The organism is Sulfurimonas iocasae (assembly GCF_047716755.1).
Taxonomy (GTDB): domain Bacteria; phylum Campylobacterota; class Campylobacteria; order Campylobacterales; family Sulfurimonadaceae; genus Sulfurimonas.
On record NZ_CP180409.1, the window covers coordinates 1 to 25,674 of the forward strand.

Here is a 25,674-nt window from a genome sequence, read left to right on the forward strand (position 1 = left end):
GTGAATATAGGTCAAGAAGTTCTAGAACTGCTAAAAGAAGAGATAACAGAAGTACAATATAATAGATATATTAAACAACTTACTTATGATGCTAAGAAGTCATCAAGTGATTTAGCTATTTTTTACGCTCCTAATGCTCTTATTAGTAACTGGATTAAAAGTAAATATAGTGAAAAAATTGCTCATCTCTTTGAAGTTAAGAATGGTTCTAAGGTAAGTGTAAGAATAACACTTAAGAACTCATTAGATGCAAAAGTAAAAAAACAAAAAACTGAGCAAAAACCACAGCACTCTCTACTAAACCCATCTCATACTTTTGATAACTTTATGGTTGGTGGATCTAATCAGTTTGCTTATGCCGCTGTAAAAAGTGTTAGTGAAAAAGCTGGAGAGGTATATAATCCTCTTTTTATTTATGGTGGTGTTGGTTTAGGTAAAACTCACCTTATGCAAGCTGCCGGAAACGTTTTTCAAAATCAAGGTAAAAGTGTTATATATACATCAGTTGAACAGTTTTTAAATGACTTTATTCGTCATGTAAGAAATAAAACTATGCCTTCATTTCAAGAAAAATATCGTAAATGTGATGTATTACTTATAGATGATATTCAATTTCTAAGTAATAAAGAGGGTATTCAAGAAGAATTTTTTCATACATTTGAAGCTCTTAAAGGTAGTGGTAAACAGATTATACTTACTGCTGATAAGCATCCAAAGAAAATAGGTGGTTTAGAGAAAAGACTTCAAAGTAGGTTTGAATGGGGACTAGTAGCAGATATTCAACCTCCTGAGTTAGAAACTAAAATAGCAATTATCAAGAAAAAATGTGAAATTAATAAAGTAAAACTCTCTAATGACATTATTAATTATATAGCAACTGTTATAGAGAGTAATGTTCGTGAAATAGAGGGAATTCTTTCCAAGCTTCATGCTTATTCACAACTAATGCATATTGATATTGATTTAGCATTTACTAAAAATGTATTAAAAGATCAGCTTCAAGAAAATCGTGCTAATTTAACTCTTGATATTATTACAAATAATGTAGCAAAAGATTTAAATATAAAACCAACTGAGATTCGTTCAAAAGGTAGAAGTAAGAATTTAGTTTATGCTAGAAGAATATCTATTTATTTATGTCGTGAGCTAACACAAAATACTATGCCTCAACTAGCTCAATATTTTGGGATGAAAGACCATACAGCCATAAGTCACACACTTAAAAAAATTAATGAGCTAATGAAAAATGATGAAGATTTTAAAGTTAAAATTGAAGAATTAACCAATAAAGTAACTTCAGTCTCTTAAAAATGACACATTTGATAAAAAAAAAAGATATAATCATAAAAGTGAATAGGTGTGAAAAGAGTTGACTTGGTTCATCACATCAAAAGAACTCTTAAAATAGGAAGGAAGAGGTGATATTCACATAATCACACACCCCTACTACTACATACTAAAATATTATATAATTATAGGAATTCATATGAAAATTACTGTTTCTAAATCAATCATAGAAAACATACTAGTTCATGCTCAGCCATTTTTAGAAAAAAAAGATACTTCACAAATAACTTCTCATGTTTATATAAATGTTAATGATTCTAGACTGACTATACAAGCTACTGATTATGAGATAGGTCTAGAAGTATCTACTGATAAAGTAAATGTAATATCTACAGGTAGTACTACAGCCAATGGTAAAAAATTATTAGACATTATTAGAATTTTAAAAGATGGAGAAATAAATTTAGAAATTAAAAATGAAATGTTATATATTTCACAATCTCATTCTAACTTTAAACTACCTACTTTTTCTTATAATGAATTTCCTGAATTTCCAAGCTATGAAGGAAAATCTCGTATATCAATTGAATCTCACTCTTTAATTGAATCTCTTAAAAAAATAACACCAGCTATTGACACTAATAATCCTAAATTTGAATTAAATGGTGCTCTAATAGATATAAAACAAGAGAGTATCAACTTTGCAGCTACAGACACAAGAAGATTAGCTATTGTTAATATTGAAAATAAAAGTACAAGTGAATTATCAATAATTCTTCCAAAAAAAGCTATTGTAGAAATTCAAAAACTTTTCTTTGATAATATAGAACTATATTATGATGACACTAATTTAATTATTCATTCAGAGCAATATACCTTTTTTACAAAATTAATAAATGGGAAATTTCCTGAGTATTCTAGAATTATTCCAAAAGAAGTTTCTAATACATTAATTTTACCAAAAGCAATTATGATTGATTCTATAAAACAAATAACTACAATATCTTCAGATGTTAAAATTACTTTTTTAAATAATTTTATAACTTTTGAATCATTAAGTGATGATAATATAGAAGCAAAAACAGAGATAAGTTACAATACAAATTTTACAGAAGAGTTTGTTATAGCAATCAATTCAAAATACCTTTTAGACTTTTTAAATTCTATTAATTCTTCTGAATTTAGCATAGGACTAAATGAAGGTAATTTACCTTTTTTACTAGTTGATAATAACTTTAAAACAGTAGTTATGCCTATCGTTATATAAATCTAAAGATTTTATAATTTACTTCACATTTTGTGGAGTAAATACTCCACATTTCCTATAAAAAAATTTCATAAAACTTTATTTTAGTAAAGATTGGATAGAATATCTTCAATTATGCCAAAATGGCTATATGGAGATGTTAATGGAAAATTACGGTGCTAGTAATATTAAAGTCCTTAAAGGTTTAGAAGCTGTTAGAAAAAGACCTGGAATGTATATTGGTGATACAGGTCATAGAGGTCTTCATCATTTAGTTTATGAAGTTATTGATAATTCTATAGATGAGGCAATGGCTGGTCATTGTGACACTATTAATATAATACTGACTAAAGAGGGCACTTGTAGAGTATCTGACAATGGTCGTGGTATTCCTACAGATATGCATCCAACAGAAGGAATGAGTGCTGCAACAGTTGTTTTAACAGTTCTTCACGCCGGTGGTAAGTTTGATAAAGATACTTATAAAGTCTCTGGTGGTCTTCACGGTGTTGGTGTATCTGTTGTAAATGCACTCTCAGCTGATCTAAAAATGACTATTTATAGAGAAAAAGAGATTTTTGAACAAAACTTTAAGGGGGGTATTCCTCAAGAAGCTTTAGCAATAGTTGGAAAAACTCGTAAAACTGGTACAACGATTGAATTTTCACCAGATCCGAGCATCTTTACAGAAACTATAACATTTGAATATGAGTATTTATCAAAAAGATTTAAAGAATTAGCATACCTTAATCCTTTTATAACTATTATTTTTGAAGATGAAAGAACAGATAAAAAAGAAGAATATCACTTTGAGGGTGGTATAGCTCAGTATGTTGCAGATATGAATAAAAAAGAGATAGTAGCTCAAGTTTATTCATTTACAGCAAAAATTGAAGATATAGAGTTTGATATTGCTCTTATGTATAATGACTCTTATGAAGAGAAACTTGCATCATTTGTAAATAACATCCGTACACCAAACGGTGGTACACATGAAGCTGGTTTTAGAGCTGGACTTACTCGTGTTATTTCTAATTACAACACTCAAAATGGTGCAGCAAAAGAAAAAGATGTAAAAATTTCTGGTGATGATGCAAGTGAAGGTCTTATTGCTATTGTTTCTGCTCGTGTGCCAGAGCCTCAGTTTGAGGGACAAACAAAAGGTAAACTTGGAAATACTTATGTTAGACCATTAGTTCAAAAACAGACTTATGAGCTACTTTCTAAATATTTTGAAGAAAATCCCCTAGAAGCTAAAGCAATTGTTTCAAAATCTCTTATGGCTGCTCGTGGTCGAGAGGCTGCTAAAAAAGCTCGTGAACTAACTCGTAGAAAAGATTCTATGAGTGTTGGAACACTTCCCGGTAAACTAGCTGATTGTCAAAGTAAAGATGCTAGCATTTGTGAACTTTATCTGGTGGAAGGGGATTCTGCAGGTGGTTCAGCTAAGATGGGTCGTGATCGTGTTTTTCAAGCTATTTTACCACTTAAAGGTAAGATTTTAAATGTTGAAAAAGCAAGATTAGAGAAGATTTTAAAATCTGATGAAATTACTAATATGATTACTGCAATGGGCTGTGGAATAGGTGAAGAATATAATGAAGAAAAACTTCGTTACCATAAACTTATAATCATGACCGATGCTGATGTTGATGGTTCTCACATCCAGACTCTTTTATTAACATTCTTCTTTAGACATTTCCGTGATGTTGTAGAAAAAGGTTATTTATATCTAGCTCAGCCACCACTTTACCGTTATAAAAAAGGTAAAAAAGAGATTTATTTTAAAGATGATCGTCAGATGAATGATTACCTGATTGAAAATGGTATTGAATCTTTAGATGTTAAAGGTATTGGTAACAATGACTTAGTCTCATATTTTAGAATGGTTGATCACTATAGAGGTTCACTTGTAGCATTAGAGAGAAGATATGCACTAGTTGATCTTATTCGTCATTTTATAGAAAACCCTGATTTAATAGGTTTAGATATTAAAAACATGTATATAGAAGTTGAGAAATTTTTAACTGACTCAGGAAATAATATACTAACTAAAAGCATAACTGATGATTCTATTCATATTTTTGTTCAAACAAAGGATGGTATGGAAGAGTTACTTATTAATGATGATTTATTTGAAGCTCCTCACTTTAATGAAGCAAGTTTTGTTTTTAGAAAAATTAAAGAGTGGGATATAAGTTTTGAAAAAGATATTATAAAAGTTCTTGAAGATATTAATGAGTATGCTAAAAAAGGTGCATATATTCAGCGTTATAAAGGTCTAGGTGAAATGAATCCAGATCAACTTTGGGAAACTACAATGACACCTGAAAATCGTGTTTTGCTTCAAGTAACAATTGATGATGCAGAAGTTGCATCTGATGCATTTACTCTGTTTATGGGTGATGAAGTTGAACCTCGTCGTAACTATATAGAAACTCATGCTAAAGATGTTAAACATTTAGATGTTTAACATCTAAAGAGAGGTCGGTACTCAAATGTTACTTCCAGAAATTAAAGAAAGAGAGTACCGTTTTAAATTAGCGCTTAGAATGGGACTTCCCATCTTTGCTCTTATTATTGCTTTAACTTCAAGTAAATTAATCACAGATTACCAAAGTCTAAATCCTTATTTTTATATAGAGGCTATTTTACTTATAGCATTTAGTATATATTTTATTTTTTATATTATTTATCAGAGTTTTGATACAAGAATAACAGAAGTTGTAACAAAAACTTTCACTAGAGAGTACCTTTATAAGCATCTCAAAAAAGAGATAAAAAGTAATAATGAATATACATTATTACTAATGAGTGTAGATAATTTAGCTGATATAAATAGTCGTTATGGAATGAAAAACGGGGATAAAGTTCTAAATAAATTTGCTTTAGAAATAAGTCAGTATCTTGAAAATCAAAAGTTAAATAATTTTCCTATGGGGCATATAAAAGGAGGAGACTTTGTAATTGGTCTAAATGGTACAAAAGATCAATATTCAACAATGCTTGAATTAATGTGCCTTAAGAGTGATGAATTTAAAGTAGATGATATAGAAGTTAAAATAAGTGGTGCAATAATTGATAAAACATATTCTTGTGAACTTGATTATCTAATAGAAAAGCTTTTTGAAATACAAGAGATAAATAGAAATCAAAAATTACTTTTTCAAAATGGTGAAGAAATAAGTCCACAAAAGCAAGAATTATCTATTATAAATGCTATTAAAAACAAATCATTTATTGTAATGACACAGGATGTTTTTGAAAATGATAAATGCACTATAAAAGAGTGTTTTGTAAAACTAAAAACACCTGAGTTAAAAATAATTCATCAAAAAGCTTATATGAAAGTTTTAGATAAATTGGGATTGATGGTTGAATTTGACCTGATGGTACTAGAACAAAACATAGCTAAGTGTTGTGATGAATCAAAAGAAATATTTGCTATGAATATATCTCCAAGTTCACTCAGAAATTTAGATTTTTTAACAAAAGCAAAAGAACTTATAAGAGCAAATAAAAATATAAAAAATAGACTTATATTTTTGCTAAATGAAGTACAATACTATTCACATATTAGTAAATATAACTCTACTCTAAACTCATTAAGAGATATGGGTATTTTGATTGCTATTGATAGGCTAGGTGCTATTCACACCAGCTTTTTGTATCTTAGGGATTTGGATATTGATATAGTAAGATTTGACTCATTCTATACAAAAGATATAGGGGATAAAAAATATGAAAGTATAATTGATGGCTTTAATATAATGGCACATAAAAAAGATATTAAGACATGGATTAAAATGGTTGAAACTAAGGAAATAAAAGCAAAAGCAAAAGAGTTGGGAATTGATTATTTACAAGGTAAATATTTAGCTCCTGTAGAAAAAAAATATGAAAATTAATACCAACGTACCCCAAAGGAAAGAGTATGAAATATGGCGAAAAAATAGTTAATGAGTTTGATGTAGAAAAAGATTTAGAAATCTGGCCAAATGAGCATAATAGAAATTATTTAATAAAAATGACTCTTCCAGAGTTCTCTTGTCTTTGTCCTAGAAGTGGCTATCCTGATTATGCGACTATTTATCTTGAATATACACCAGATAAGTGGGTAGTTGAACTAAAAGCAATGAAGTTATATATCAATTCATTTAGAGATAAACATGTATCCCATGAAAATAGTGCAAATGAAATATATGAAACATTAGAAAATAAAATAAAACCTAAATATATGAAGATTATAGCCGATTATAACCCTCGTGGAAATGTACATACTCTTATAGAAATAGACAGTTCTAAACAGATAAAAGAAAGGTAATTAAATGTTTTCAAAAATACTTGGAAAGATGAACAATAGCATATCTGATAATCAAGAAAACAGAGAGTTAATTGATAGAGTTTCCAAAATGAATTTAACAGATATGAGAACCTACATAAATAATAGAATAGCTGACTATCCGGTAGATGAGGAAGGTTTAATCGAAGTTCTACACAAATTATTAAAAGTTGATGAAAAAACATCTAAAAGATATATTGATATTGGTGATATGGACAGTAAAATTAAAAAAGGTTTTGATCTTGTTTTAAGCATATTGACAAATAAAAAAATCTCTGTTACTGCAATAGAGTTGGTAAATGAATTTTCAGAAAAATCAAAAGATATTATTGAAAAATATGACAAAGAAAATAAGCAGATATACTATACAAGGTTTAAAGATTCTATTGAATTAGCCATTAATAATATGAATATTAAAAATGAATTACAGAGAAAGATGGATGTTATTAGTGGTTAATCTAAATAATCACTTAACCACTTTATGGCCCCATCTCTAGAAAAAAACTCTCCATGCATCTGTGCCTCATAAGCTGAATCTAGTATTTTTGAAAATTCACTAGATGGCTTTATGCCAGATACAATTAAATCTCTTCCTAATAAAATAGCAGGTGTTTTTTTATTTATAATATTTAACTCTTTTGCTCTAGAGGCAATACTTTTTCCAAGACCGAATAAAGCTTCAGATAATATAGTCAATTCTTCTATATTTACCTTAGTAGATAGTTTATAAATATCATAGTCCTTAATCTCTTTTGAACTAATATCCAAAATAGTTTTTAGATTTTTTTTAAGTATTATAATACCGTTTAAGAGAGCTTTATCATTTGATAGCTTAGATATAAAACTTTGAATTTGAGGAGAAGTGAATTGATAACATAGAGATGATAACATTAAAACTTCGTTTGTTTTTTCGTTAGTTATTTTTAACTCTGCTATTTTGTCTATTGCATTCATAGAGCATAACCAATTCTCCTCAAATTCGAAGTTAGAAAAATATTTTAAAGTACCTAGTTTTTTTAGGAGTTTAAAACCTATAGATGGCTTCTTGGATTTAAGTAAAAGTTTCTTGATTTCTTCATAAATTCTCTCTTTTGCAAGTTCTGATAGCATATTTGTTTCTATCATTCGCTTACAAAGTAGAAATAGCTCTTCATCCATCTTTAAATCAAATCTAGCACAGAATTGAACAGCTCTTAAAACTCTTAACGGATCCTCTATAAAAGTCTCTGCATCTACCATTTTTAGGGTTTTTTCTTTTAAATCATAGATTCCATTAAATGGATCAAGTAAGATTTTAGTTGCTACATCATAGCCTATGGCATTCATAGAAAAATCTCTTCTTCTTGTGGCATCTATAAAATCGAGATTTTTTTGGATTTTTATATCAAAACCAGAGTGTCCGGATGCTATTTTTGAGTCGATTCTAGGAAGAGTAAAATCCAAAACAAAGTTGTCAATTTTTAATTTACATACACCAAAACTTTTTCCGACTCTATTGATTCTTCCAAACTCTTTTAAAATATTTTCCAATTTCTCAAAAGAAGATATATTATATACTTCAATATCTATGTCATTTGATTCAATATTTAGTAAATAGTCTCTTATAAATCCACCAATGATGATTACTCGGGCATCATTCTTTTTTAGTTTGTCAAAGATTTTATTTAAAAAATTTGGATATTCAATCATTTTTAACTCAATTATTTGATTTGTACTTTAAATATGAGATAAAGCATATTTTAATTTATTTGACTAATAAAACATAATAAATATATTATATCAATTTATATGAGTATATTTATTATAGCATCTATAGATATTTAAAGGTATATTAATAGATTTTGCGAGATATAATATTATTTTAGGTATAATCGCGAAAATTTTTCATATAAATAAGAAGTATTTATTACTTCTTTATAAAGTTTGAAAAGTATCTATGGAGAAGTATTAATGCAAAAGATTAGAAATATTGCAGTTATTGCACACGTTGACCACGGTAAAACTACACTAGTTGATGGACTGCTAGAGCAGTCAGGAACATATGGCGCTCATGAAGCACATGATGAAAGAGCTATGGATAGTAATGATTTAGAAAAAGAGCGTGGTATTACGATTCTTTCTAAAAACACAGCTATACGTTATAAAGATCACAAAATTAACATTATTGATACTCCAGGTCACGCTGACTTCGGTGGTGAAGTTGAACGTGTACTTAAGATGGTTGATGGTGTTTTGGTACTTGTTGATGCCTATGAAGGTGTTATGCCACAAACAAAGTTTGTTGTTAAAAAGATGTTAGCGTTAGGTAAAAAACCTATTGTTGTTATTAATAAAATTGACAAACCTTCTGCTGATCCAGAGCGTGTTGTTGATGAGATGTTTGACCTTTTCGCTGCAATGGGTGCAACTGATGATCAACAGGATTTTCCAGTTATCTATGCTGCTGCTCGTGATGGTATGGCTAAAATGGATATGAGTGATCCAGATGGAGACTTCACATGTATTTTTGATGCTATCTTAGAACATGTTCCTGAGCCAGAGGGTGATAGAGAGAACCATACTCAAGCACAGGTATTTACACTAGATTATGATAACTATGTTGGTAAAATCGGTATTTCTCGTATTTTCAACGGTGTTGTAAGAAAAGGTGACAATATTATGCTTGCAAAAGCTGATGGTGAATTAGTTAAGGGTAAAATTTCTAAACTTATTGGTTTCCTTGGTCTTAACCGTATGGAAATAAATGAAGCTGAAGCTGGTGATATTGTTGCGTTTGCAGGAATGGAAACAGTTGATGTTGGCGATACTATTTGTGACCCAGCTAACCCAATGCCACTCGATCCTATGCACATTGAAGAGCCGACACTAACAGTTGTTTTTGCTGTTAATGATTCTCCACTTGCAGGTAAAGAGGGTAAGCATGTAACAAGCAACAAACTTAGAGAAAGACTTGAGTTTGAAATGAATACAAATGTTGCAATGAAACTTGAAATAGTTGGTGAGGGTAAATTTAAAGTATCAGGTCGTGGTGAACTTCAAATTACTGTACTTGCTGAAAATATGCGTCGTGAAGATTTTGAGTTTAGTATCTCTCGTCCAGAAGTTATTGTTAAAGAAATCGAAGGTGTTAAATGTGAACCATTTGAGCATCTAGTAATTGATGTTCCTGAAGAATTATCTGGTGGTGTTATTGAGCGTCTTGGTAAACGTAAAGCTGAGATGAAATCAATGCTTCCAATGGGCCAAGGTTTCCAAAGAATTGAGTTTGAAATTCCAGCTCGTGCACTTATTGGTTTTCGTGGACAATTTTTAACAGACACTAAGGGTGAGGGTATTATGAATCACTCTTTCTTAGAATTCCGTCCGTTTACTGGTTCTGTTGAATCACGTTCTTACGGTGCACTTATCTCTATGACTCATGGTTCTACTTTAGCATTCTCACTGTTTGGTATTCAAGACCGTGGTGTTCTTTTCATTGGTGTTCAGACTGAAGTTTATGAAGGTATGATTATTGGTGAGCATTCACGTTCAAACGATTTAGTTGTTAACCCGATTAAAGGTAAAGCTCAATCAAATGTTCGTTCGAGCGGTGCTGATGAAGCTATTAAGCTTATTCCACCACGTGATATGTCATTAGAGCGTGCATTAGAGTGGATTGAAGATGATGAGCTTCTTGAAGTAACTCCTAAAGCTGTTCGTATTCGTAAAAGATACTTAACTGAGGCTGAGAGAAAAAGACACTCTCGTAAATAGTAACTATTTTTCTAAATTTCATAGGTATTTAAACCTATGAAAATATATTTAAAGACTAATCTTTGTCATGAAGTATTTTATCTAAGATAGCAAATACTTCATCGCTTCCTTTCTCCATCTCAGCAAATGCTGCTATTAATGCATTTGTATCAACATCTTTTTCAACTATCAAATCAAAAACCTTATGAGTACCATTATGAACTGTAGCATGTGGAGTCTCTAGTTTAGGATATGATGGGGTTTGAGAGAAGACTTCTTTGCCTTCACCTTCATAATACCATTTACCCAAACGGCAGTTATGATGATCAACAAACTTAAACTTCTCTTCTTTAGTAGTGGCAGAGTAGTATGTATTTGTTTTCCAGAGAATATGGTCTACTTTTGCCAGAGACATAAAGATGCGATCTGTTGTAAAGCTTATTGTTTTAAATGACTCTTTCATCTGCGTGGCATCATCTTCAAGAGAAGAGTTTAGTTCCGTAATAAGTTTATTTGAATCACCTATGCCGACTTGAATCTCTGTAAACTGCTCCGACATAGTATCTACATCTTGTTTCATGCTCTGTAGAGATATATTTATCTCACTAACAGCTTTATCTGTTCTATCGGCTAGTTTTCTTACTTCATCCGCAACAACAGCAAAGCCACGACCATGTTCACCTGCACGAGCAGCTTCAATAGCAGCATTTAGTGCTAGAAGATTTGTTTGGTCAGAGATGTCTTTAATTAGAGCTAGTATAGTTGTAATATCATCTGTTCTCTGTGACAATCCATGAACAGTATGCATAGAGGTGTCTGATAGTTCATTTAAGCCATCAAGAGTTGCAACAACATTGTTTGTTTTTTCACTAATCTCAGAAATACTCTCAACTAAACTATCAGTATTTCTAAGTGATTCTTTAGATGCGCTTACAGATTCGGCCATATTTCCCTGTATATCTATAAGGTTTAATCTTAGATGCTCATTTTGCATCTCCATAAGGCTGTCCGCAGTGCTTTTGGTTGGTTGTTTAGATTTAGAGTGTAGTTCATCCTCTAGTTCTCTTATACGATGATTTAAAGCAGTGTTGGCATTCTGTAGTGTTTCATTGGATTCTAGTAACTTTTTATAGTCAGCTTTTGGTACACCAGGGTTTGAAAATAATCCCATTTAATTTTCCTTTTATCACTTTTTTATAGAAATATAAATATTTTTAACTAATGATTCTATCTAAGATGTGATAAAAGAAATATTAAATAACGATAAGCATAACTTATATTATTTAATAAAGAATTATAATAAATTAAAATCTTTTTTTGTAACCATGACAATATGGCAGGGAACCTTTTTTGTTATAGTAGTTCTGATGCCCTTCATCGGCTTTGTAAAACTCTTGACTTTCCAATATTTTTGTTGCTACATCAAAACCGTTTTCTTCGAGTAATGCAATCAATTTTTTTATAGTATTTTTTTCATCTTCATTATTCACAAAAACAGCAGAGAGGTATTGGCTTCCAATATCTGGACCTTGACCATTTGTCTGCGAGGGGTCGTGAATCTCAAAAAATGTTCTGGCAATTTTTTCATAAGATATTTGGGATTTGTCATAGATGACTTCAACTGCTTCTAGATGTCCTGTACGACCGCCAACAACTTCGTAATAACCTGGATTTTTAACATGTCCACCCATAAAGCCTGAATGCACTTCTTTTACACCATCTAATTTCTCAAGATAGTATTCCACTCCCCAAAAGCAACCACCTGCAAAATATGCATAAGACATATTTTCATCTTTGGCTTCTGGTCTAGGGTCTAATTTTAACGAGATTGAGTTTACACAATGTCTAGTGTTTTTAGCGGTAAATCCTTCACCCTCAAAAACATGACCTAAATGCCCACCGCATTTAGCACAAACTATTTCAACTCTTTTGCCATCAGCATCTGGAATTCTCTTAACTGCACCAGGAATTGCATCATCAAAACTTGGCCAGCCACAGTTTGAATCAAACTTGTCACTTGATTTATAAAGAGGTGTTTCACATATCTTACATGTGTAGGTACCATTTGATTTCTCATCTGTATATTTACCAACATATGGCGCCTCTGTACCTTTGTGAATAAGCACGTATTTTTCTTCATCGCTAAGTTGTTCTATTTTACCCTTCCAGGGCTTTAAATCCATTGCATTCATAGTAGTAATTAGTAGTATGAAAGATATAAATAATTTCATACTTAACTCCTTGATTTTATTTTATAAAATGAAGGAAACCTCTATCTTTAGTCCGATAAAGGAACACGTCCCTTTATCTTCGCTTGCGCCGCTGAGGCGACTAAAGAAATATTTTGCTTTGCAAAAGTGGTTCCCTTGTTTTTGTGTATCCTTTTATTATAAAAGAAATATGATTAAACAAACTCATGGAAATAATTAATGATTCTTTCTTCAAGCCAGTATTTAGGTTTTAAAAAACTACCCTCTATAAAACCTACATGACCGCCATATGGGTAGACTTCCAGCTTAATATTTAGAGGTATTTCATCTTCCTTTGGAAGTATCTTTGGTGTGGTAAAAGGATCATCAAGAGAGTGAATAACAAGAGTGTTCGTTTTAATATGTTTTAAAAATTGTTTTGAGCTTGATTTTGTGTAGTAGTCCTGAGCAGATGCGAAGCCGTGAATAGGTGCAGTATAAGCATCGTCAAACTCCCAAAAGGTGGATAGTTTTTTCACATCTTTTTTATCTAGATTGATTAAAGATTTCATATCGTGAGTTTTATACTTTTTCTCTAGTGAATTGTTTAAATCTTTTAGGAGCAGATGCTGATAAAATTTTGAAAAACCACGGTTCATTTGATCCGAACAGATATCTAACTGCAGAGGTGCTGATATAGAAATGGCTGCAGTAATCGGGGATGCATCTGATAACTCTCCTAAGAGCTTTAGAAGAACATTCCCTCCTAGTGAATAGCCAATAGCAAAAATTTTACTTGTTGTATATTTGTCTTGCAGACTCTTTATAAACTCCATCGCATCATCAGTTTTACCGCTGTGGTAAGAGCTTGGTTTTATGTTCATAACTCCAGAAGAACTGCGAAAATGTACGACTACACTATCGTATCCATTTTTATCTAATTCTCTCATCGTCCCTAAAATATATGGAGATTTGTAGGAGCTTGTTAGACCGTGAAAGAGTAAGACAATGGGTCTGCTACTTGTTTTATCTCTTTTGTTATACCAATAACACTCTATAAAATCTCCATCGCTAAGTTCAAATCTTTCTATGTCAAAATTGTGAATAGGAATTTTCCTAAACAGAGATGAATATAGAGTCTGAATATGTCTGTTTTTTAGTAAAAATGTAGGTGTGAATAAATTGCTCATACTGAAATAATATCTAACATTTATAAAATTTATGAAAACAAAATATTCAGATGGATATAATGATAAACTTTTTAAATATTAGGGGCCGTTATGAATAGAAAAAATATATATAATCCAGACTCAACAGAGGATGTAAATGACAGAAAAGTATTCGGTGGAGACCCAACAGGTATTTTTGAATTAAATAATATAAAATATCAATGGGCATATAATCTTTGGGAGATGATGCTAAATAATACTTGGTTCCCAAAAGAAGTTGATATGACTCGTGATGTGAACGACTACAAAAACCTAACTGATAATGAAAAAACAGCTTATGATAAAGCACTTTCGCAGTTAATTTTTATGGACTCACTGCAAACAAATAATCTTATAGACAATATAAACCCTTATGTGACTTCTCCAGAAATTAATCTTATTCTTGTTCGTCAATCATTTGAAGAGGCTCTCCACTCACAATCTTATGCTGTTATGGTTGATAGCATCTCAACAAACTCTGAAGAGATTTATGATCTTTGGCGTCGTGATATGATGCTAAAGAATAAAAATGATGCGATTGCAGCTGTTTATATAGAGCTAGCAGCAAATCCAACAGAACACAACTTTGTAAAAGCATGTTTTGCAAATCAAATTTTAGAAGGAATTTACTTCTACAGTGGTTTTACATATATCTATACTCTTGCACGTTCAGGTAAGATGCTAGGCTCCGCTCAGATGATTCGTTTTATTCAAAGAGATGAAGTAACTCACCTTGTACTCTTTCAAAATCTTATCAATACTCTTAGAAAAGAGAGACCTGACCTTTTTAGCGATAAGTTAAAAGAAGAAGTTATTGCTATGTATAAAGAGGCTGTAAAACTAGAAAGCGAATGGGGTAAATATATTACTCAGGGTCAGATTTTAGGTTTAACAAACGATATAGTTGAACAATATATCAAATTCTTAGCAGACGATAGACTCAATGCTGTTGGTTTTGAAAAACTATATAATGTAGAAAATCCTATAAAATGGGTTGATGACTTTGCAAAATTTAATGATCAAAAAACTAACTTCTTTGAGGGGACAGTAACAAACTACTCAAAAGGTAGTCTTAGTTTTGATGATGACTTTTAATCATTTTTAGACATCTCGTCCTTAAGTGCTTTAAATAGTACTTTATGGGTGTAGCGACTAAAGATATATTTTTTAGCATTAAAGAGTGTATCAAGCATAATCTTCCACAGTGCTGAAAAGTTTTCATCACTTCTTATACTGCATAACTGAGTCTGTATTTGATGTTCGAGTTTTGATAGAGCCTCTGCATGATTCACATATTCTTTAATGATACTACACTCAATCCCAACTTCTTGAAACTTTTCTACAAGTCTAATAATAGAAGCTTCTTTATCTGTATAGTCATCACTGCCAATTGGCACAAGTATTCCATCGTCTAGTAGCTTATTTAATAATTTTACGTCAAAACCATAGTTCTCAATAAACTCTTTTTTTGTGTAGTGTTTTGCACCACTTGGAATATCGCTGAGTGTCTGCATCAGGGGTGCTAACATGGAGTAAGAGCTAGATAAAGATTGGTTCTTTTGTCCAAGAGCTGTTTTTATCTGCTCATTTGAGCTACCCATCTCTTGCTGCATATACTTTATATACTTTATTAGTTCAACATGTTCATCATTATATCTGTGAACATTAGATTTGATTTTTTTAGCTTCTGGCAACAAACCCTCCCTTATATAGTAGAGAATTGTAGATTTTGGTACATCCGTAAGGGCTACGAGTTCTGATATTTTATATTCCAATGATTAGTCCTATTAATACTGATATAAGAATTATACTCTATAATTTAAACGCTAAGTTATACTTAGCGTTTTTAAGACTATAATTATTAATATAAAATAGGAGAAAGTAATGGCACATATTAAACTACCGGAATTTGAAGAGATGAGTCCTGCTATTCAGAATAAAGCTAGACCTATACTTGAAAAAACAGGAAAACTTGGTGAGATATTTAAACTTTTAGCGATTGATGAGAAAGTATATTTTGCAACGGATGTAATGATTCAAAAGTATTTGCTTGATGAGACCACTCTATCTTATGACATAAAAGAGTCTATAGCACTTCTGATTTCTGTAGAAAATGGCTGTAAAATGTGTGTAGATGTACATAAGGGTATCGCTAAGATGCTAGGACTCTCAGAACAAAGAATCGAAGAGGTTCTTAAAGGTGTAGATGCGATTAACACAAGTGACGCCGAAAAAGCACTTTTAAATTTTTGTATAAGAGCTTCAAAAAAAGATAATTATAAAGTTTTAAAAGAAGAGATAGAGAAATTAAAAGATATGGGCTACAGTGATGTTCAGATAATTGAAGCAGTAGCAATCACAGGTTACTTTAACTATATAAATACTCTCTCAAATGTTTTCGCATTGGGTCAGTAATGAAGTATATATTCTTAGTAATTTTTATGTTTTTTGGAACTCTTCATGCAGGAGAGTACAAAGCGGTTTTTGACTGTAGTTCAGGGAATGCTCACTACATAAAAACTCGTATGTGGTTGATTGGGGAGACTATGAACATGATAGAAAAACGTGGAGATAAAGTAAACTTTGCCATCACTCTTCATGGATCTTGTGTTCCAATGGTTTCAAAAACTTTCGAAGATGTAGTTGATGATAATGCAATGCCAGATATTCAAAAAGCACAGGATTATCTTACGCATCTAGCAACAAAAAGAGGCGTTAAAGTTGTAGCATGCGCTATGAGTCTAAAATCTAATTCTATTGAGAAAGAAGATGTCCTTGATTTTGTTGAGATATCCCAAAATAGTTTTATAGACACCATAAAATATCAAAATGATGGTTATGCACTAATGACATTTAAGTAAATTTTTTATATTTAAAGAGGCCCAAATGGTAAGAGAAATAACAAAATATCCAACAACTCCAAGTTTAGAGTTCGGTGCTAACGTTAGGTTTTTTAATGATGAGTTATTCACATTGATTCAAGATTTAAAAGATACTATAGAAGAAAATGGGCTAGACGCACTTGCAGCATTTCAGATAGGCTCTCCTCTTAGTGTGGTTGTAGTTAAAAAAGATAAGGTGAATGGCGAAGACAGAGAGGATACCCTGGGGTGTGGGGAGTTTTTAGAGCTTATAAATCCAAGAGTTTTAAAAAGAGAAGGTAGTGTAGAGCCCATAGAGACTACTGCTTACTTTCCTGGCAAGAGTGCTAAAACAAAGAGATATAAGAAGATAACTTTGATGTATGAAGATAGAGATGCTAATCAGAGGTTTTTAGAAGCTGATGGAGAATTAGCTATAACACTTCAGAGAAAAGTGGACTACACATTTGGTTCTCACTTCAGGTTTAGATTAGATCCACAGGAGCAAAAGTTATTTGACTCAAAGCTGGAGTTTGGTACAGATGCTATCACTAAAAATGACTGCCCTACCGTCTTTAAAAGAGACAGAATACTTCAAGTCTTTAAGTTTCTTTTTGTGTTTGGAATTCTCGGGGTTATAGCTGGCTTTTTTGTGAGTGAAGAGAACTTAATGACTTTAGTGAGTGCTGAGAATTATATCATGGCATCTATGCTTGGACTTGTTGTTGTCTACTTTTTTTATGCCCAATATGAAGGAAAACAGTATAAACACTGTACTTCTTGTCAGATAGGAAATATTATAGGGACCTGCATAATCTCGCTAATAAAACTTACGGCACTATTTTTGTTGAGCTACTTTCTACTTTAAGATATAATTGTGACCTAAATTTGTTTTTGGAGAACACTATTTTAAATAATGCAAATAATAAGAGTGAGTATAAACTATGCTCACTTCTTTTTGATACAGTGACGCCTAACTATAACACTAACCTCAAAACACTACTGGATCTGATAGAAAAATCATCTCAAAACTCTCTTATCGTTGCACCCGAAGTCTGTCTTACAGGTTATGACTATGATAACTTTGAAGAAGCCCTAGAATTTGCTCACGTAGCAAACGAGGCACTAAAAAAAGCATCACACAGTAAAATAATAATACTTACTATGATGGAGAGACGTGAGAGTGAAGTGTTTAACTTTGCTAAAATCTTTCACAATGGTGAAGTAGTTTATGAAAGAGCAAAAGCAAGACTTTTTCGCTTTGGTGATGAGCATAAGTACATGAGTGAAGGAAGTGATGAGCCCATAGAGATAGTCGAAGTTGATGGCATTAAGATAGGGATACTTATATGTTTTGAACTTCGTTTTAAAGAGTTATGGCAAAAGTTAGAAGGTTGTGATGTTATAGCAGTTCCATCTTGGTGGGGAGTTTTAAGAACTGAGCACTTTGAAGTTCTTACACAAACACTTGCCATAATCAACCAGTGCTTTGTAGTGGCAAGTGATTCCTTAGATGCTGAGTGTACTAAAATGAGTGCAATTATCACACCTCATGGCGTAGTAGAGAGAAACGGGAATAAGCCTTGCTTAGAAGTGGATTATAGCAAAAAAGAAATCAGTGTTATGAGAAGATATATGGATGTGGGAATAAAATAATTTGGACAGAATAACAGCAACAAAAACAGCAAAACTGGCAAATGAGTGCCACCAGAAATTTAGTCTTAGTGATGAAGTAAAACATGCCATAGCTAACACAGACAGAGAGAAGTTTGTTCCGACAGGCTTTAAACATAATGCTTATAAATTAGATGCACTTCCTATGGGTTCAGCTCAGTGGATAAGCTCACCACTAACAGTTGCTAAGATGACTCACTATTTAGAGCCAGAAGGTGCAGACAGAGTTTTAGAAGTTGGTTGTGGTAGTGGTTATCAAGCAGCTGTTCTTTCACATCTCTTTCGCGGTGTCTTTACCATTGAGCGTATAGAGTCACTTATGCTAGAAGCAAAATCTCGTTTTAGAGAGCTTAAAATTAACAATATCCATACAAGAACAGATGATGGACAAAATGGTTGGATACAGTATGCTCCATATGATAGAATCCTCTTCTCTGCATCTACAAAAAAAGTTCCTCAAAAACTCTTTGATCAGTTGGCAGACGGTGGAATACTTGTAGCCCCTATGGAAGTTGCTAACAAACAAATTATTACTAGTTTTAAAAAAAGAGGAACATCTATCCAAGCAACCGAGCTAGAGGCTTGTGACTTTGTGCCAGTACTCGATGGAGTACAAAGGTAAAAAAATTTATAATTACAAAACATATCCACTAAAATGACTACTTTTGAAAGTTAAGCGAAGATGAGGAAGTTGTTTACTCTAATATGGAATACTTCTTTGGTACTACGCAAACAAGTAATATAGATAACCATTATAGAAAATTACAAGAAGTACTCCCTGGATTGTGTAAAGTGCTAGACATATTATCTATAGAGATATCAGTTTAAAAAGGTGATAGATGAAACAATTTTTCTTAATGTTATGTTTGGCAATAACCCTTTTATCTTCAACAGAATTTGAAGAGGCATATGAAATATATAAAAATAGAGAATTTGAAAAATCATTTATACTCTTTAGTGCTCTAGCAGAAGAGGGTGATAACGATGCTGCTTATATCTTAGGCTATATGTATGAGAAAGGAGAGGGTTGTGAAGCAAGTACAGAATTATCAGATAGATGGTATAAAATCTCTGCAAAAGGATACTATGCTCAGACAAAACATGATACTTCAAGAGATATTGATAAAGAGCAACGTAAGCTCTATCGGACCATAAGTAAATCAGAAAATACTGAGACACAAAATACGATAAGACAACTTTCACAATCACTCTATAGTTTAAAAGCTTATAAGGCAAACTACTTTTTACCTGTTAGTTATCGCTATGATGGTGATTATCCTGATACAAATGGACATGAGGCTCAAAAGGTAGAAACAGAGTTCCAACTAAGTATAAAGTTTGATTATACTGCGAACTTACTCGGATTAAATGAGATATATTCAATAGCCTACACTCAACTAGCATTTTGGCAGCTCTATTCAGAATCTGCTTATTTTAGAGAGACAAACTATAACCCCGAACTTAGTGTAAAGATACCTACTTCGGAGCTAAGCGATGCTAAGTTTGTAAAGGCTGTAAAATTATCTTTAGAGCATGAGTCAAACGGTAGAGGTGGAGTTGATGAAAGATCATGGAACTCTATAAATAATAGTTTTTACTTTCAGTATAAAGCTATTTTCTCAGAGTTAAAACTTTGGTATAGGCTACCTGATAATTATGACTACAATCCAAATCTGATAGACTACATGGGGTATGGACATTTAAAGTTTATTATACCGTACAAGAAACATCTTTTTGAGATTCTTTTTAGACATAACTTAAGTGATGCTGGAGCGATAGAGGCTAATTACAGTTATCCGATTTTTGGAAGAAAAGATTTATTTTTATATATGAAGGCTTTTAGTGGTTATGGTGAGAGTCTTATCGATTATGATAACTATATAAATAAAATTAATATAGGTTTTAGTATTTCAAGATAGTAACATCTCTCAAAAGTTATTAACTCTTTAAAAGTTAATTATTGTAAAATATCATTAACTTAACTTAGGGCGAACAAGCTATGGAAAATATGTACGGTATAAAATATTCTCAACCAGAGGTAGTTTTACTTCAAGACACAGGAATTGGTGTAGCTGAAACTGCAGCAAGAACTTGTTATGATTCATTTTCAAATAGTGAAAATGGAGTTATCAACTACATTGAAGAGAATATGCCAGATGCTGAGATGCGTGATGAGATAAATGATATAGAAGAGTCAAATCTGTTAGGTGATTTGGCTTGGACATATTTTCATCATAGCATTTTAGAACATGCTAATCTTAGCTTTTTAGTTCGTGGGACTTCAAGGGGAGTTTTACAAGAACATGCACGTCATCGTATTCAAGCCATAAGTGTTAGAAGCACTCGTTATACTATGAGTTCTATTATTAATGCCTTTGTGGCCGCACAGGGTGACAAAGAGTTCTTTATAGAGAAAATTTTAAGTTTTGATATGTTTGTAACTTGTGATAATGATTATAATAAGTTAGAAATCTCAGCAATATTTGATAAACTAGCATATCAGCAGACAAAAGTAGAAAACTTTGATGATATAGCCATAGCAAAAAGCTCACTTATTTTTTTACAAGAGTTCAAAGCTAACTCTCAAGCTATGTTTGAAGCCCTTCAAACAGGTAAAAAGAAGCGTAATGTCGGAGATGCATTTAAGCACATCATTACTGACAATGTAAAAGTAGACATGGTTGTAACTTTTAATCTTAGAAGTCTGAAAAACTACTTCACTCTTAGAGATAGCGGTGCTGCATATTTTCAGATTCGCTGGTTAGCACAAGAAATGATGAGAGTTACTCCAACAAAATATCTAAATCTTATAGTAAAAAAGAAGTAAAAAATGTATAAATATTATTTAATAGCAACTCTACTGATTTTTAGTGGATGTTCAAACATGAAGTTCAGTGCAAGTATGTGTGATCAGATAGCATCTGATCCTAATGCCATTATGCCTAAAGAGTGTAGAAACTATAACGAAGAAGATGCTCAAAAAGCTTTTGATAAAACTAAGTATAAACAAAATAGCAAAGAAGATATTGTAGAGTTTAATAAAGAGTAGCCGTGAATCCGATTAAGGTTATTTCTCTAAACTTACTGATACCACTCTTTATAACAGCTCTTTTTGCTGTGGTTATTCACTATACTCATAAGATACCTGAGATACTTTTTAACATAGTCCCGTACCTTTTTTATGGACTAAGTCTGCTTATTATTTGGGTATCTTGGCACTTTAACCGAAATAGATTTATATTTGTAATAATCCCTCTTCTCCTTGTATATATAGGCTTTGAGTATTTTAGTGCAAAAAAAGCGACCTTGCTATTTTTATATGCATCTTTGCTATTCCCCATACATCTTTTGATTTTTCTAGTTTTAAAAGAGAGAGGACTTTTTTCTTTTTGGGGTATCTTGAAGATAGCTTTTTTTGTTGTAGAGATAGGGATTGTTCTATTTCTTATCTACTATCCAAAAGAGCTTATTCAAAGTTACTTCAACATAAAACTCTTTGCTGCTAACTTTTACCCCTTAAAAGATCTCTCCGTAGCAATTGGGATTTTTGTTTTGTTTGTTATGAGTGCTTTGGTTTTGTTTGGTCGTTATCTTATGTATAGCACTACTTTTTTGAGTCTACTTATAACTTTCTACCTTAGTCTATATTTTCTAAAGACACCACACGCTACGGAAGTCTCTTTATTATCTTTTGCAATTATTATTTTTATTCTTCTTATCCGCGAATCATATAGACTAGCTTTTTATGATGAACTAACGGCTCTGCCTGGTCGTAGAGCTTTGGTAGAAGATATGGCAAAGCTTGGAAGAAAATACTCTCTAGCAATGTGCGATATAGATTTTTTTAAAAAGTTTAATGACACATATGGACACGATACAGGCGATGAGGTTTTAAAGATGGTGGCATCTAAATTTTTAGAAGTTAGCGGTGGCGGAAAAGCTTATAGATATGGAGGAGAGGAGTTTGTAATTTTGTTTCCATCTAAGGAGAGTGATGAATCATTTGTTCATGTAGATGCACTAAGAAAGAGTATAGCAACTACACCATTTAGTGTTAGAAATAAAAAAGGTACTAAAAAGATATTTATTAACGTATCAGCAGGAATAACTCAAAACAGCCAAAAAGATAAAGATCCTTTTGCTGTTATGAAAAGAGCAGACGATGCTCTATATAAAGCTAAAAAAGCTGGTAGAAACCAAGTTGTAAAAGCTTAAAACTCAAATGTTTGAGTTTTAAGTATTCTAAGTCTGGTAACTTCTTTGTTGTTTTGAATGTTGAGTTTTGCAGCTGTTTCTTTAGAGATTCTCTTAACTCCTAAAGTCAGAGTTACTTTGTCTCCAGACTTTAATGACTTTTTAAAATTTACTTCTCTTTTTGCATATACTAAAGTGTCTTTTAGTGTTTCATTTGCATTCCATGGCATAACTTCTTTGCCATCTTTACCCAGAACTCTTGTAAATATAAATGGTTCAAGAGAGATTCTTTTACCTGCTCTATCTATTGCAACTTTTAGTACGCCTTGCCTAAATGATTGTCCAAAAAGAGCGTGGTTAGACTTGTTTATAACATTTACACTAAATTCATCAGCTTTTTTATCAATCTTAAAATCAATGTATTGACCCATAGACTTATTCATGTGGTAGATGCCAGCGATGCCATGATAAGCATGTGTTTTAGTCTCATTAAGAGTTACTTTTGTTCCGCTTACTTGAGGCATATGGCACGTAATACAAGTGTTTTTATCATTTTTATCTATCATTGCATCTAGCATACTTATATCAAAACTATGATTATTGTTTGTATGTGAATGACACCCCATACAAACATTTCCACTATAGTAGTTTTCATTATTATAGTCTATCTTATGAAAAGGCGAGTTTCTTGATTCTTTAACGAGTCCAAACCATGAAGTCTTTGTTTTGTATTCTGCTTTAGCAGAACCTTTTTTGTCAGCCTGAGCAGTATAAAACTCTCTTTTTTTGTTAGTTGATACGTTAGAGTTTGAGTCTAAACCTTCTTTGACATCTTTGATAGTGTGACAGTATATACAAGAGATAGGTTCTTGCCTTTGAATCTTGTTATCTTTTAAAACACCTGTTTTCATCAGCTCACTATCACTTGGAGAGTGGCATTTGGCACACGTATAACCCTTTGGTGTTTTAGGATGTTTGTCCCACATTGCTTTATGGATAGGGTTGTTTATAGTTGAAGCCTTACGGTGAGAAGATTCATAGTACTCTTCATAGATGATTGGGTGACATTTTTGACATACCTTGCTTTCGTTAGCAAAAACTAAAGAAGAGAGAAACAGAAGCAGAGTCAGAAATAAATAGTTTTTCATAATATGACCTTGTGCGATTTTTAAAAGTCTATCATAAAGGAAATCAGAAGTTATTAATATGTATCAAGATTAATATGAGGTATAATTTCATTAATAATTTTAAAGGTAATATCCATGAGTTTAGAAAAAGAGTTAGCCAAAAGAAGTGGCGGTGTTTGTGAATTATGCGGAAGTAGTGAAGGACTGAGTGCTTTAGAAGTTACTCCTTCTGATGGAAGTGTTGATCAAGCTATATACGCATGTAGTACATGTACATCACAGATTCAAAATCCGGACTCCATGGATGAGACTCACTTTAACTGTCTAAATGATAGCATGTGGAATGAGACACCAGCTGTCCAAGTTGTATCTTATCGTCTTTTAAATGCTTTAGGTCGTCAAGACTTAGTAGATATGATGTATATGGAAGAAGATGTTAAAGCATGGGCTGATGCAGGCTTACCCGATGAAAATGTTTTAGTGTATAAAGATTCAAACGGGGTTAAACTTCAAGCCGGTGATACTGTAGTTATTACAAAAGACTTGGATGTAAAAGGTACAACATTTGTAGCTAAAAGAGGTACTGCTGTAAGAAATATAGCTCTTGTATCGGGTAACGCTGATTTGATTGAAGGACGCGTTAATGGTGTTAAAATCCAGATTCTTACAAAATTTCTGAAAAAGTCGTAGTCAATATGCTTTGCGATGAGCGCTTCCACAATATAGACAAAGATTTTAGAAATCCATTTGCAAGGGACAGAGATCGTATTATCCACTCTGGCAGTTTTAGAAAATTAGAGTACAAAACACAAGTCTTTCTAAATCAAGAGGGTGACTTTTTTCGTACTCGCCTTACACACTCTATAGAAGTCTCACAAATTGCACGCTCTATCACTTCACATCTTGGACTAAATGAGTCTTTAGCCGAAGCAATAGCTCTTGCCCATGACTTGGGACATACTCCATTTGGTCACATAGGTGGAGACAGCTTAGATGAGTGTTTGAAAGAAAAAGGCTTTAAAAATGGATTTGAGCATAACTTTCAAAGCTTTAGAGTCGTATCATCGTTAGAGAAAAGATATAAAGGCTTTGATGGACTAAATCTTACTTTTGCAACATTAGAGGGAATCCTAAAGCACTCATATCCTTATAAAAAAAGTTTTTTACCATCATGGGTAGATGAAGAGTTCAACCTAGAAACTCACCCGTCCATAGAAGCAATGGTGGTTGATCGTGCAGATGAGATAGCCTATATGAGCCATGATATAGATGATGGTATAAACTCTGGTTTAATAAATTTTGATGACCTTAAAGAGAGTGTTTTAATACAAGAAATTTTAGCCAAAGTTAAAGCTGAAGGTATTTTAGAGGATGAAGATGAAATGTTTCGTTATCGTTTTAGTTCGCATCTGATAAACCATCTTATTTATTCTCTTTTAGACTACTCAAAAGATAAAATAGATAACTCTTCTATACTTTGTGCCACACTTAAGAGTAGCTCAGATATACCAGTGGGATTTGCGCCAGAGCTAGAGACAAAAATTAAAAAGCTTAAAAAATTACTTTTGAATAAGCTATATCAGCATAAAAATATTGTTATTAAGATGTTTGCAGGTAAGCAGGCTATCAAAGGACTTTACAGTGCCTTGATGGAAGAAGAAAAGATGTTACCAAAGTTCTATTATGAGCAATTAAACACAAGAAAAAAACATAGAGTTGTAGCTGATTGCATCGCTCATATGAGTGATAGATATGCTCTAAGTTTTTATAATGAAATATATGGAAAGTTATAATTGCATAAAAAAAATCGCTCC

25 protein-coding genes and 1 pseudogene are annotated in these 25,674 nt (G+C 32.1%); 19 read left to right on the forward strand and 7 right to left on the reverse strand.

Annotated features, from left to right (window positions below; translation table 11 throughout):
• From dnaA to ACLHDE_RS00030, 6 genes are all read left to right on the forward strand, one after another.
• Positions 1–1,308 (forward strand): chromosomal replication initiator protein DnaA, encoded by a 1,308-nt coding sequence (gene dnaA / locus ACLHDE_RS00005; RefSeq protein WP_415397112.1) that lies wholly within the window; start codon positions 1–3, stop codon positions 1,306–1,308.
• 178 nt (positions 1,309–1,486) lie between these two features.
• Positions 1,487–2,554, forward strand: coding sequence for a DNA polymerase III subunit beta (dnaN, locus tag ACLHDE_RS00010; protein ID WP_415397113.1), 1,068 nt, complete (start codon positions 1,487–1,489; stop codon positions 2,552–2,554).
• Positions 2,555–2,696: 142 nt separating this feature from the next.
• Positions 2,697–5,006: a DNA topoisomerase (ATP-hydrolyzing) subunit B gene (gene gyrB, locus ACLHDE_RS00015; RefSeq protein ID WP_415397114.1), complete on the forward strand. Its 2,310-nt coding sequence runs from the start codon at positions 2,697–2,699 to the stop codon at positions 5,004–5,006.
• A gap of 25 nt (positions 5,007–5,031) precedes the next feature.
• A complete protein-coding gene (locus ACLHDE_RS00020; protein ID WP_415397115.1) occupies positions 5,032–6,441 on the forward strand; it encodes a GGDEF domain-containing protein in 1,410 nt (469 codons plus the stop codon).
• Between the two features lie 26 nt (positions 6,442–6,467).
• Positions 6,468–6,857: a preQ(1) synthase gene (queF, locus tag ACLHDE_RS00025; protein ID WP_415397116.1), complete on the forward strand. Its 390-nt coding sequence runs from the start codon at positions 6,468–6,470 to the stop codon at positions 6,855–6,857.
• A gap of 4 nt (positions 6,858–6,861) precedes the next feature.
• A complete protein-coding gene (locus ACLHDE_RS00030; protein WP_415397117.1) occupies positions 6,862–7,332 on the forward strand; it encodes a hypothetical protein in 471 nt (156 codons plus the stop codon).
• On the opposite strand, the gene ACLHDE_RS00035 is transcribed toward ACLHDE_RS00030, so the two are convergent.
• Positions 7,329–8,564: a CCA tRNA nucleotidyltransferase gene (locus ACLHDE_RS00035; RefSeq protein WP_415397118.1), complete on the reverse strand. Its 1,236-nt coding sequence runs from the start codon at positions 8,562–8,564 to the stop codon at positions 7,329–7,331. The genes ACLHDE_RS00030 and ACLHDE_RS00035 overlap by 4 nt on opposite strands.
• Before the next feature lie 261 nt (positions 8,565–8,825).
• On the opposite strand from ACLHDE_RS00035, the gene typA reads away from it, so the two are divergent.
• Positions 8,826–10,628, forward strand: a complete 1,803-nt coding sequence (gene typA / locus ACLHDE_RS00040; protein WP_415397119.1) for a translational GTPase TypA — start codon at positions 8,826–8,828, stop codon at positions 10,626–10,628.
• Positions 10,629–10,683: 55 nt separating this feature from the next.
• On the opposite strand, the gene ACLHDE_RS00045 is transcribed toward typA, so the two are convergent.
• The 4 genes and pseudogenes from ACLHDE_RS00045 to ACLHDE_RS00060 all read right to left on the reverse strand — a co-directional run bounded on the left by ACLHDE_RS00045 (position 10,684) and on the right by ACLHDE_RS00060 (position 13,986).
• A complete protein-coding gene (locus ACLHDE_RS00045; protein ID WP_415398553.1) occupies positions 10,684–11,070 on the reverse strand; it encodes a CZB domain-containing protein in 387 nt (128 codons plus the stop codon).
• Positions 11,065–11,778: pseudogene (locus ACLHDE_RS00050) on the reverse strand (methyl-accepting chemotaxis protein); the annotation flags it as partial. The gene ACLHDE_RS00045 and the pseudogene ACLHDE_RS00050, both read right to left, overlap by 6 nt.
• Positions 11,779–11,911: 133 nt before the next feature.
• Positions 11,912–12,838: a bifunctional methionine sulfoxide reductase B/A protein gene (locus ACLHDE_RS00055; RefSeq protein WP_415397120.1), complete on the reverse strand. Its 927-nt coding sequence runs from the start codon at positions 12,836–12,838 to the stop codon at positions 11,912–11,914.
• Between the two features lie 173 nt (positions 12,839–13,011).
• Positions 13,012–13,986: a hydrolase gene (locus ACLHDE_RS00060; RefSeq protein WP_415397121.1), complete on the reverse strand. Its 975-nt coding sequence runs from the start codon at positions 13,984–13,986 to the stop codon at positions 13,012–13,014.
• A gap of 90 nt (positions 13,987–14,076) precedes the next feature.
• Here ACLHDE_RS00060 and ACLHDE_RS00065 point away from each other — a divergent pair, with 90 nt between their 5' ends.
• Complete coding sequence (locus ACLHDE_RS00065; RefSeq protein WP_415397122.1) at positions 14,077–15,099, forward strand: ribonucleotide-diphosphate reductase subunit beta; 1,023 nt, start codon at positions 14,077–14,079, stop codon at positions 15,097–15,099.
• Here ACLHDE_RS00065 and ACLHDE_RS00070 read toward each other — a convergent pair.
• Positions 15,096–15,779 carry a MerR family transcriptional regulator gene (locus ACLHDE_RS00070; RefSeq protein WP_415397123.1) on the reverse strand — a complete coding sequence of 228 codons (684 nt, stop codon included), beginning with the start codon at positions 15,777–15,779 and terminating at the stop codon, positions 15,096–15,098. The genes ACLHDE_RS00065 and ACLHDE_RS00070 overlap by 4 nt on opposite strands.
• Positions 15,780–15,888: 109 nt before the next feature.
• On the opposite strand from ACLHDE_RS00070, the gene ACLHDE_RS00075 reads away from it, so the two are divergent.
• The 9 genes from ACLHDE_RS00075 (at position 15,889) to ACLHDE_RS00115 (ending at position 22,754) form a co-directional block, all read left to right on the forward strand.
• A complete protein-coding gene (locus tag ACLHDE_RS00075) occupies positions 15,889–16,419 on the forward strand; it encodes a carboxymuconolactone decarboxylase family protein (protein ID WP_415397124.1) in 531 nt (176 codons plus the stop codon).
• Positions 16,419–16,865, forward strand: a complete 447-nt coding sequence (locus tag ACLHDE_RS00080; RefSeq protein ID WP_415397125.1) for a DsrE family protein — start codon at positions 16,419–16,421, stop codon at positions 16,863–16,865. Before ACLHDE_RS00075 ends, ACLHDE_RS00080 begins: the two co-directional genes overlap by 1 nt.
• 25 nt (positions 16,866–16,890) lie before the next feature.
• Complete coding sequence (locus tag ACLHDE_RS00085) at positions 16,891–17,733, forward strand: peptide deformylase (RefSeq protein WP_415397126.1); 843 nt, start codon at positions 16,891–16,893, stop codon at positions 17,731–17,733.
• Positions 17,734–17,759: 26 nt separating this feature from the next.
• Positions 17,760–18,521 carry a carbon-nitrogen hydrolase family protein gene (locus ACLHDE_RS00090; RefSeq protein ID WP_415397127.1) on the forward strand — a complete coding sequence of 254 codons (762 nt, stop codon included), beginning with the start codon at positions 17,760–17,762 and terminating at the stop codon, positions 18,519–18,521.
• A gap of 1 nt (position 18,522) precedes the next feature.
• Complete coding sequence (locus tag ACLHDE_RS00095; RefSeq protein ID WP_415397128.1) at positions 18,523–19,161, forward strand: protein-L-isoaspartate(D-aspartate) O-methyltransferase; 639 nt, start codon at positions 18,523–18,525, stop codon at positions 19,159–19,161.
• Positions 19,162–19,378: 217 nt separating this feature from the next.
• Positions 19,379–20,458: a phospholipase A gene (locus ACLHDE_RS00100; protein ID WP_415397129.1), complete on the forward strand. Its 1,080-nt coding sequence runs from the start codon at positions 19,379–19,381 to the stop codon at positions 20,456–20,458.
• An 80-nt stretch (positions 20,459–20,538) separates the two neighbouring features.
• Positions 20,539–21,366 carry an FAD-dependent thymidylate synthase gene (locus ACLHDE_RS00105; protein WP_415397130.1) on the forward strand — a complete coding sequence of 276 codons (828 nt, stop codon included), beginning with the start codon at positions 20,539–20,541 and terminating at the stop codon, positions 21,364–21,366.
• Positions 21,367–21,369: 3 nt separating this feature from the next.
• On the forward strand, positions 21,370–21,588 hold the full coding sequence (locus ACLHDE_RS00110; protein ID WP_415397131.1) for a hypothetical protein: 219 nt from the start codon (positions 21,370–21,372) through the stop codon (positions 21,586–21,588).
• Positions 21,589–21,590: 2 nt separating this feature from the next.
• Entirely contained in the window at positions 21,591–22,754 is a 1,164-nt protein-coding gene (locus ACLHDE_RS00115) for a diguanylate cyclase (protein ID WP_415397132.1), read from the forward strand.
• Here ACLHDE_RS00115 and ACLHDE_RS00120 read toward each other — a convergent pair.
• Positions 22,751–23,881 (reverse strand): multiheme c-type cytochrome, encoded by a 1,131-nt coding sequence (locus ACLHDE_RS00120; protein WP_415397133.1) that lies wholly within the window; start codon positions 23,879–23,881, stop codon positions 22,751–22,753. The genes ACLHDE_RS00115 and ACLHDE_RS00120 overlap by 4 nt on opposite strands.
• 114 nt (positions 23,882–23,995) lie before the next feature.
• Here ACLHDE_RS00120 and ACLHDE_RS00125 point away from each other — a divergent pair, with 114 nt between their 5' ends.
• Entirely contained in the window at positions 23,996–24,550 is a 555-nt protein-coding gene (locus tag ACLHDE_RS00125; protein ID WP_415397134.1) for a PhnA domain-containing protein, read from the forward strand.
• 5 nt (positions 24,551–24,555) lie between these two features.
• On the forward strand, positions 24,556–25,653 hold the full coding sequence (locus tag ACLHDE_RS00130) for a deoxyguanosinetriphosphate triphosphohydrolase family protein (RefSeq protein ID WP_415397135.1): 1,098 nt from the start codon (positions 24,556–24,558) through the stop codon (positions 25,651–25,653).
• Positions 25,654–25,674: the final 21 nt, after the last annotated feature.

Coding starts and splice junctions, on each gene's coding strand:
- dnaN (WP_415397113.1), top strand. CDS start 1,487: ATGAAAATTACTGTTTCTAAATCAATCATAGAAAACATACTAGTTCAT.
- gyrB (WP_415397114.1), top strand. CDS start 2,697: ATGGAAAATTACGGTGCTAGTAATATTAAAGTCCTTAAAGGTTTAGAA.
- ACLHDE_RS00020 (WP_415397115.1), top strand. CDS start 5,032: ATGTTACTTCCAGAAATTAAAGAAAGAGAGTACCGTTTTAAATTAGCG.
- queF (WP_415397116.1), top strand. CDS start 6,468: ATGAAATATGGCGAAAAAATAGTTAATGAGTTTGATGTAGAAAAAGAT.
- ACLHDE_RS00030 (WP_415397117.1), top strand. CDS start 6,862: ATGTTTTCAAAAATACTTGGAAAGATGAACAATAGCATATCTGATAAT.
- ACLHDE_RS00035 (WP_415397118.1), bottom strand. CDS start 8,564: ATGATTGAATATCCAAATTTTTTAAATAAAATCTTTGACAAACTAAAA.
- typA (WP_415397119.1), top strand. CDS start 8,826: ATGCAAAAGATTAGAAATATTGCAGTTATTGCACACGTTGACCACGGT.
- ACLHDE_RS00045 (WP_415398553.1), bottom strand. CDS start 11,070: ATGAAAGAGTCATTTAAAACAATAAGCTTTACAACAGATCGCATCTTT.
- ACLHDE_RS00055 (WP_415397120.1), bottom strand. CDS start 12,838: ATGAAATTATTTATATCTTTCATACTACTAATTACTACTATGAATGCA.
- ACLHDE_RS00060 (WP_415397121.1), bottom strand. CDS start 13,986: ATGAGCAATTTATTCACACCTACATTTTTACTAAAAAACAGACATATT.
- ACLHDE_RS00065 (WP_415397122.1), top strand. CDS start 14,077: ATGAATAGAAAAAATATATATAATCCAGACTCAACAGAGGATGTAAAT.
- ACLHDE_RS00075 (WP_415397124.1), top strand. CDS start 15,889: ATGGCACATATTAAACTACCGGAATTTGAAGAGATGAGTCCTGCTATT.
- ACLHDE_RS00080 (WP_415397125.1), top strand. CDS start 16,419: ATGAAGTATATATTCTTAGTAATTTTTATGTTTTTTGGAACTCTTCAT.
- ACLHDE_RS00085 (WP_415397126.1), top strand. CDS start 16,891: ATGGTAAGAGAAATAACAAAATATCCAACAACTCCAAGTTTAGAGTTC.
- ACLHDE_RS00100 (WP_415397129.1), top strand. CDS start 19,379: ATGAAACAATTTTTCTTAATGTTATGTTTGGCAATAACCCTTTTATCT.
- ACLHDE_RS00105 (WP_415397130.1), top strand. CDS start 20,539: ATGGAAAATATGTACGGTATAAAATATTCTCAACCAGAGGTAGTTTTA.
- ACLHDE_RS00110 (WP_415397131.1), top strand. CDS start 21,370: ATGTATAAATATTATTTAATAGCAACTCTACTGATTTTTAGTGGATGT.
- ACLHDE_RS00120 (WP_415397133.1), bottom strand. CDS start 23,881: ATGAAAAACTATTTATTTCTGACTCTGCTTCTGTTTCTCTCTTCTTTA.
- ACLHDE_RS00125 (WP_415397134.1), top strand. CDS start 23,996: ATGAGTTTAGAAAAAGAGTTAGCCAAAAGAAGTGGCGGTGTTTGTGAA.
- ACLHDE_RS00130 (WP_415397135.1), top strand. CDS start 24,556: ATGCTTTGCGATGAGCGCTTCCACAATATAGACAAAGATTTTAGAAAT.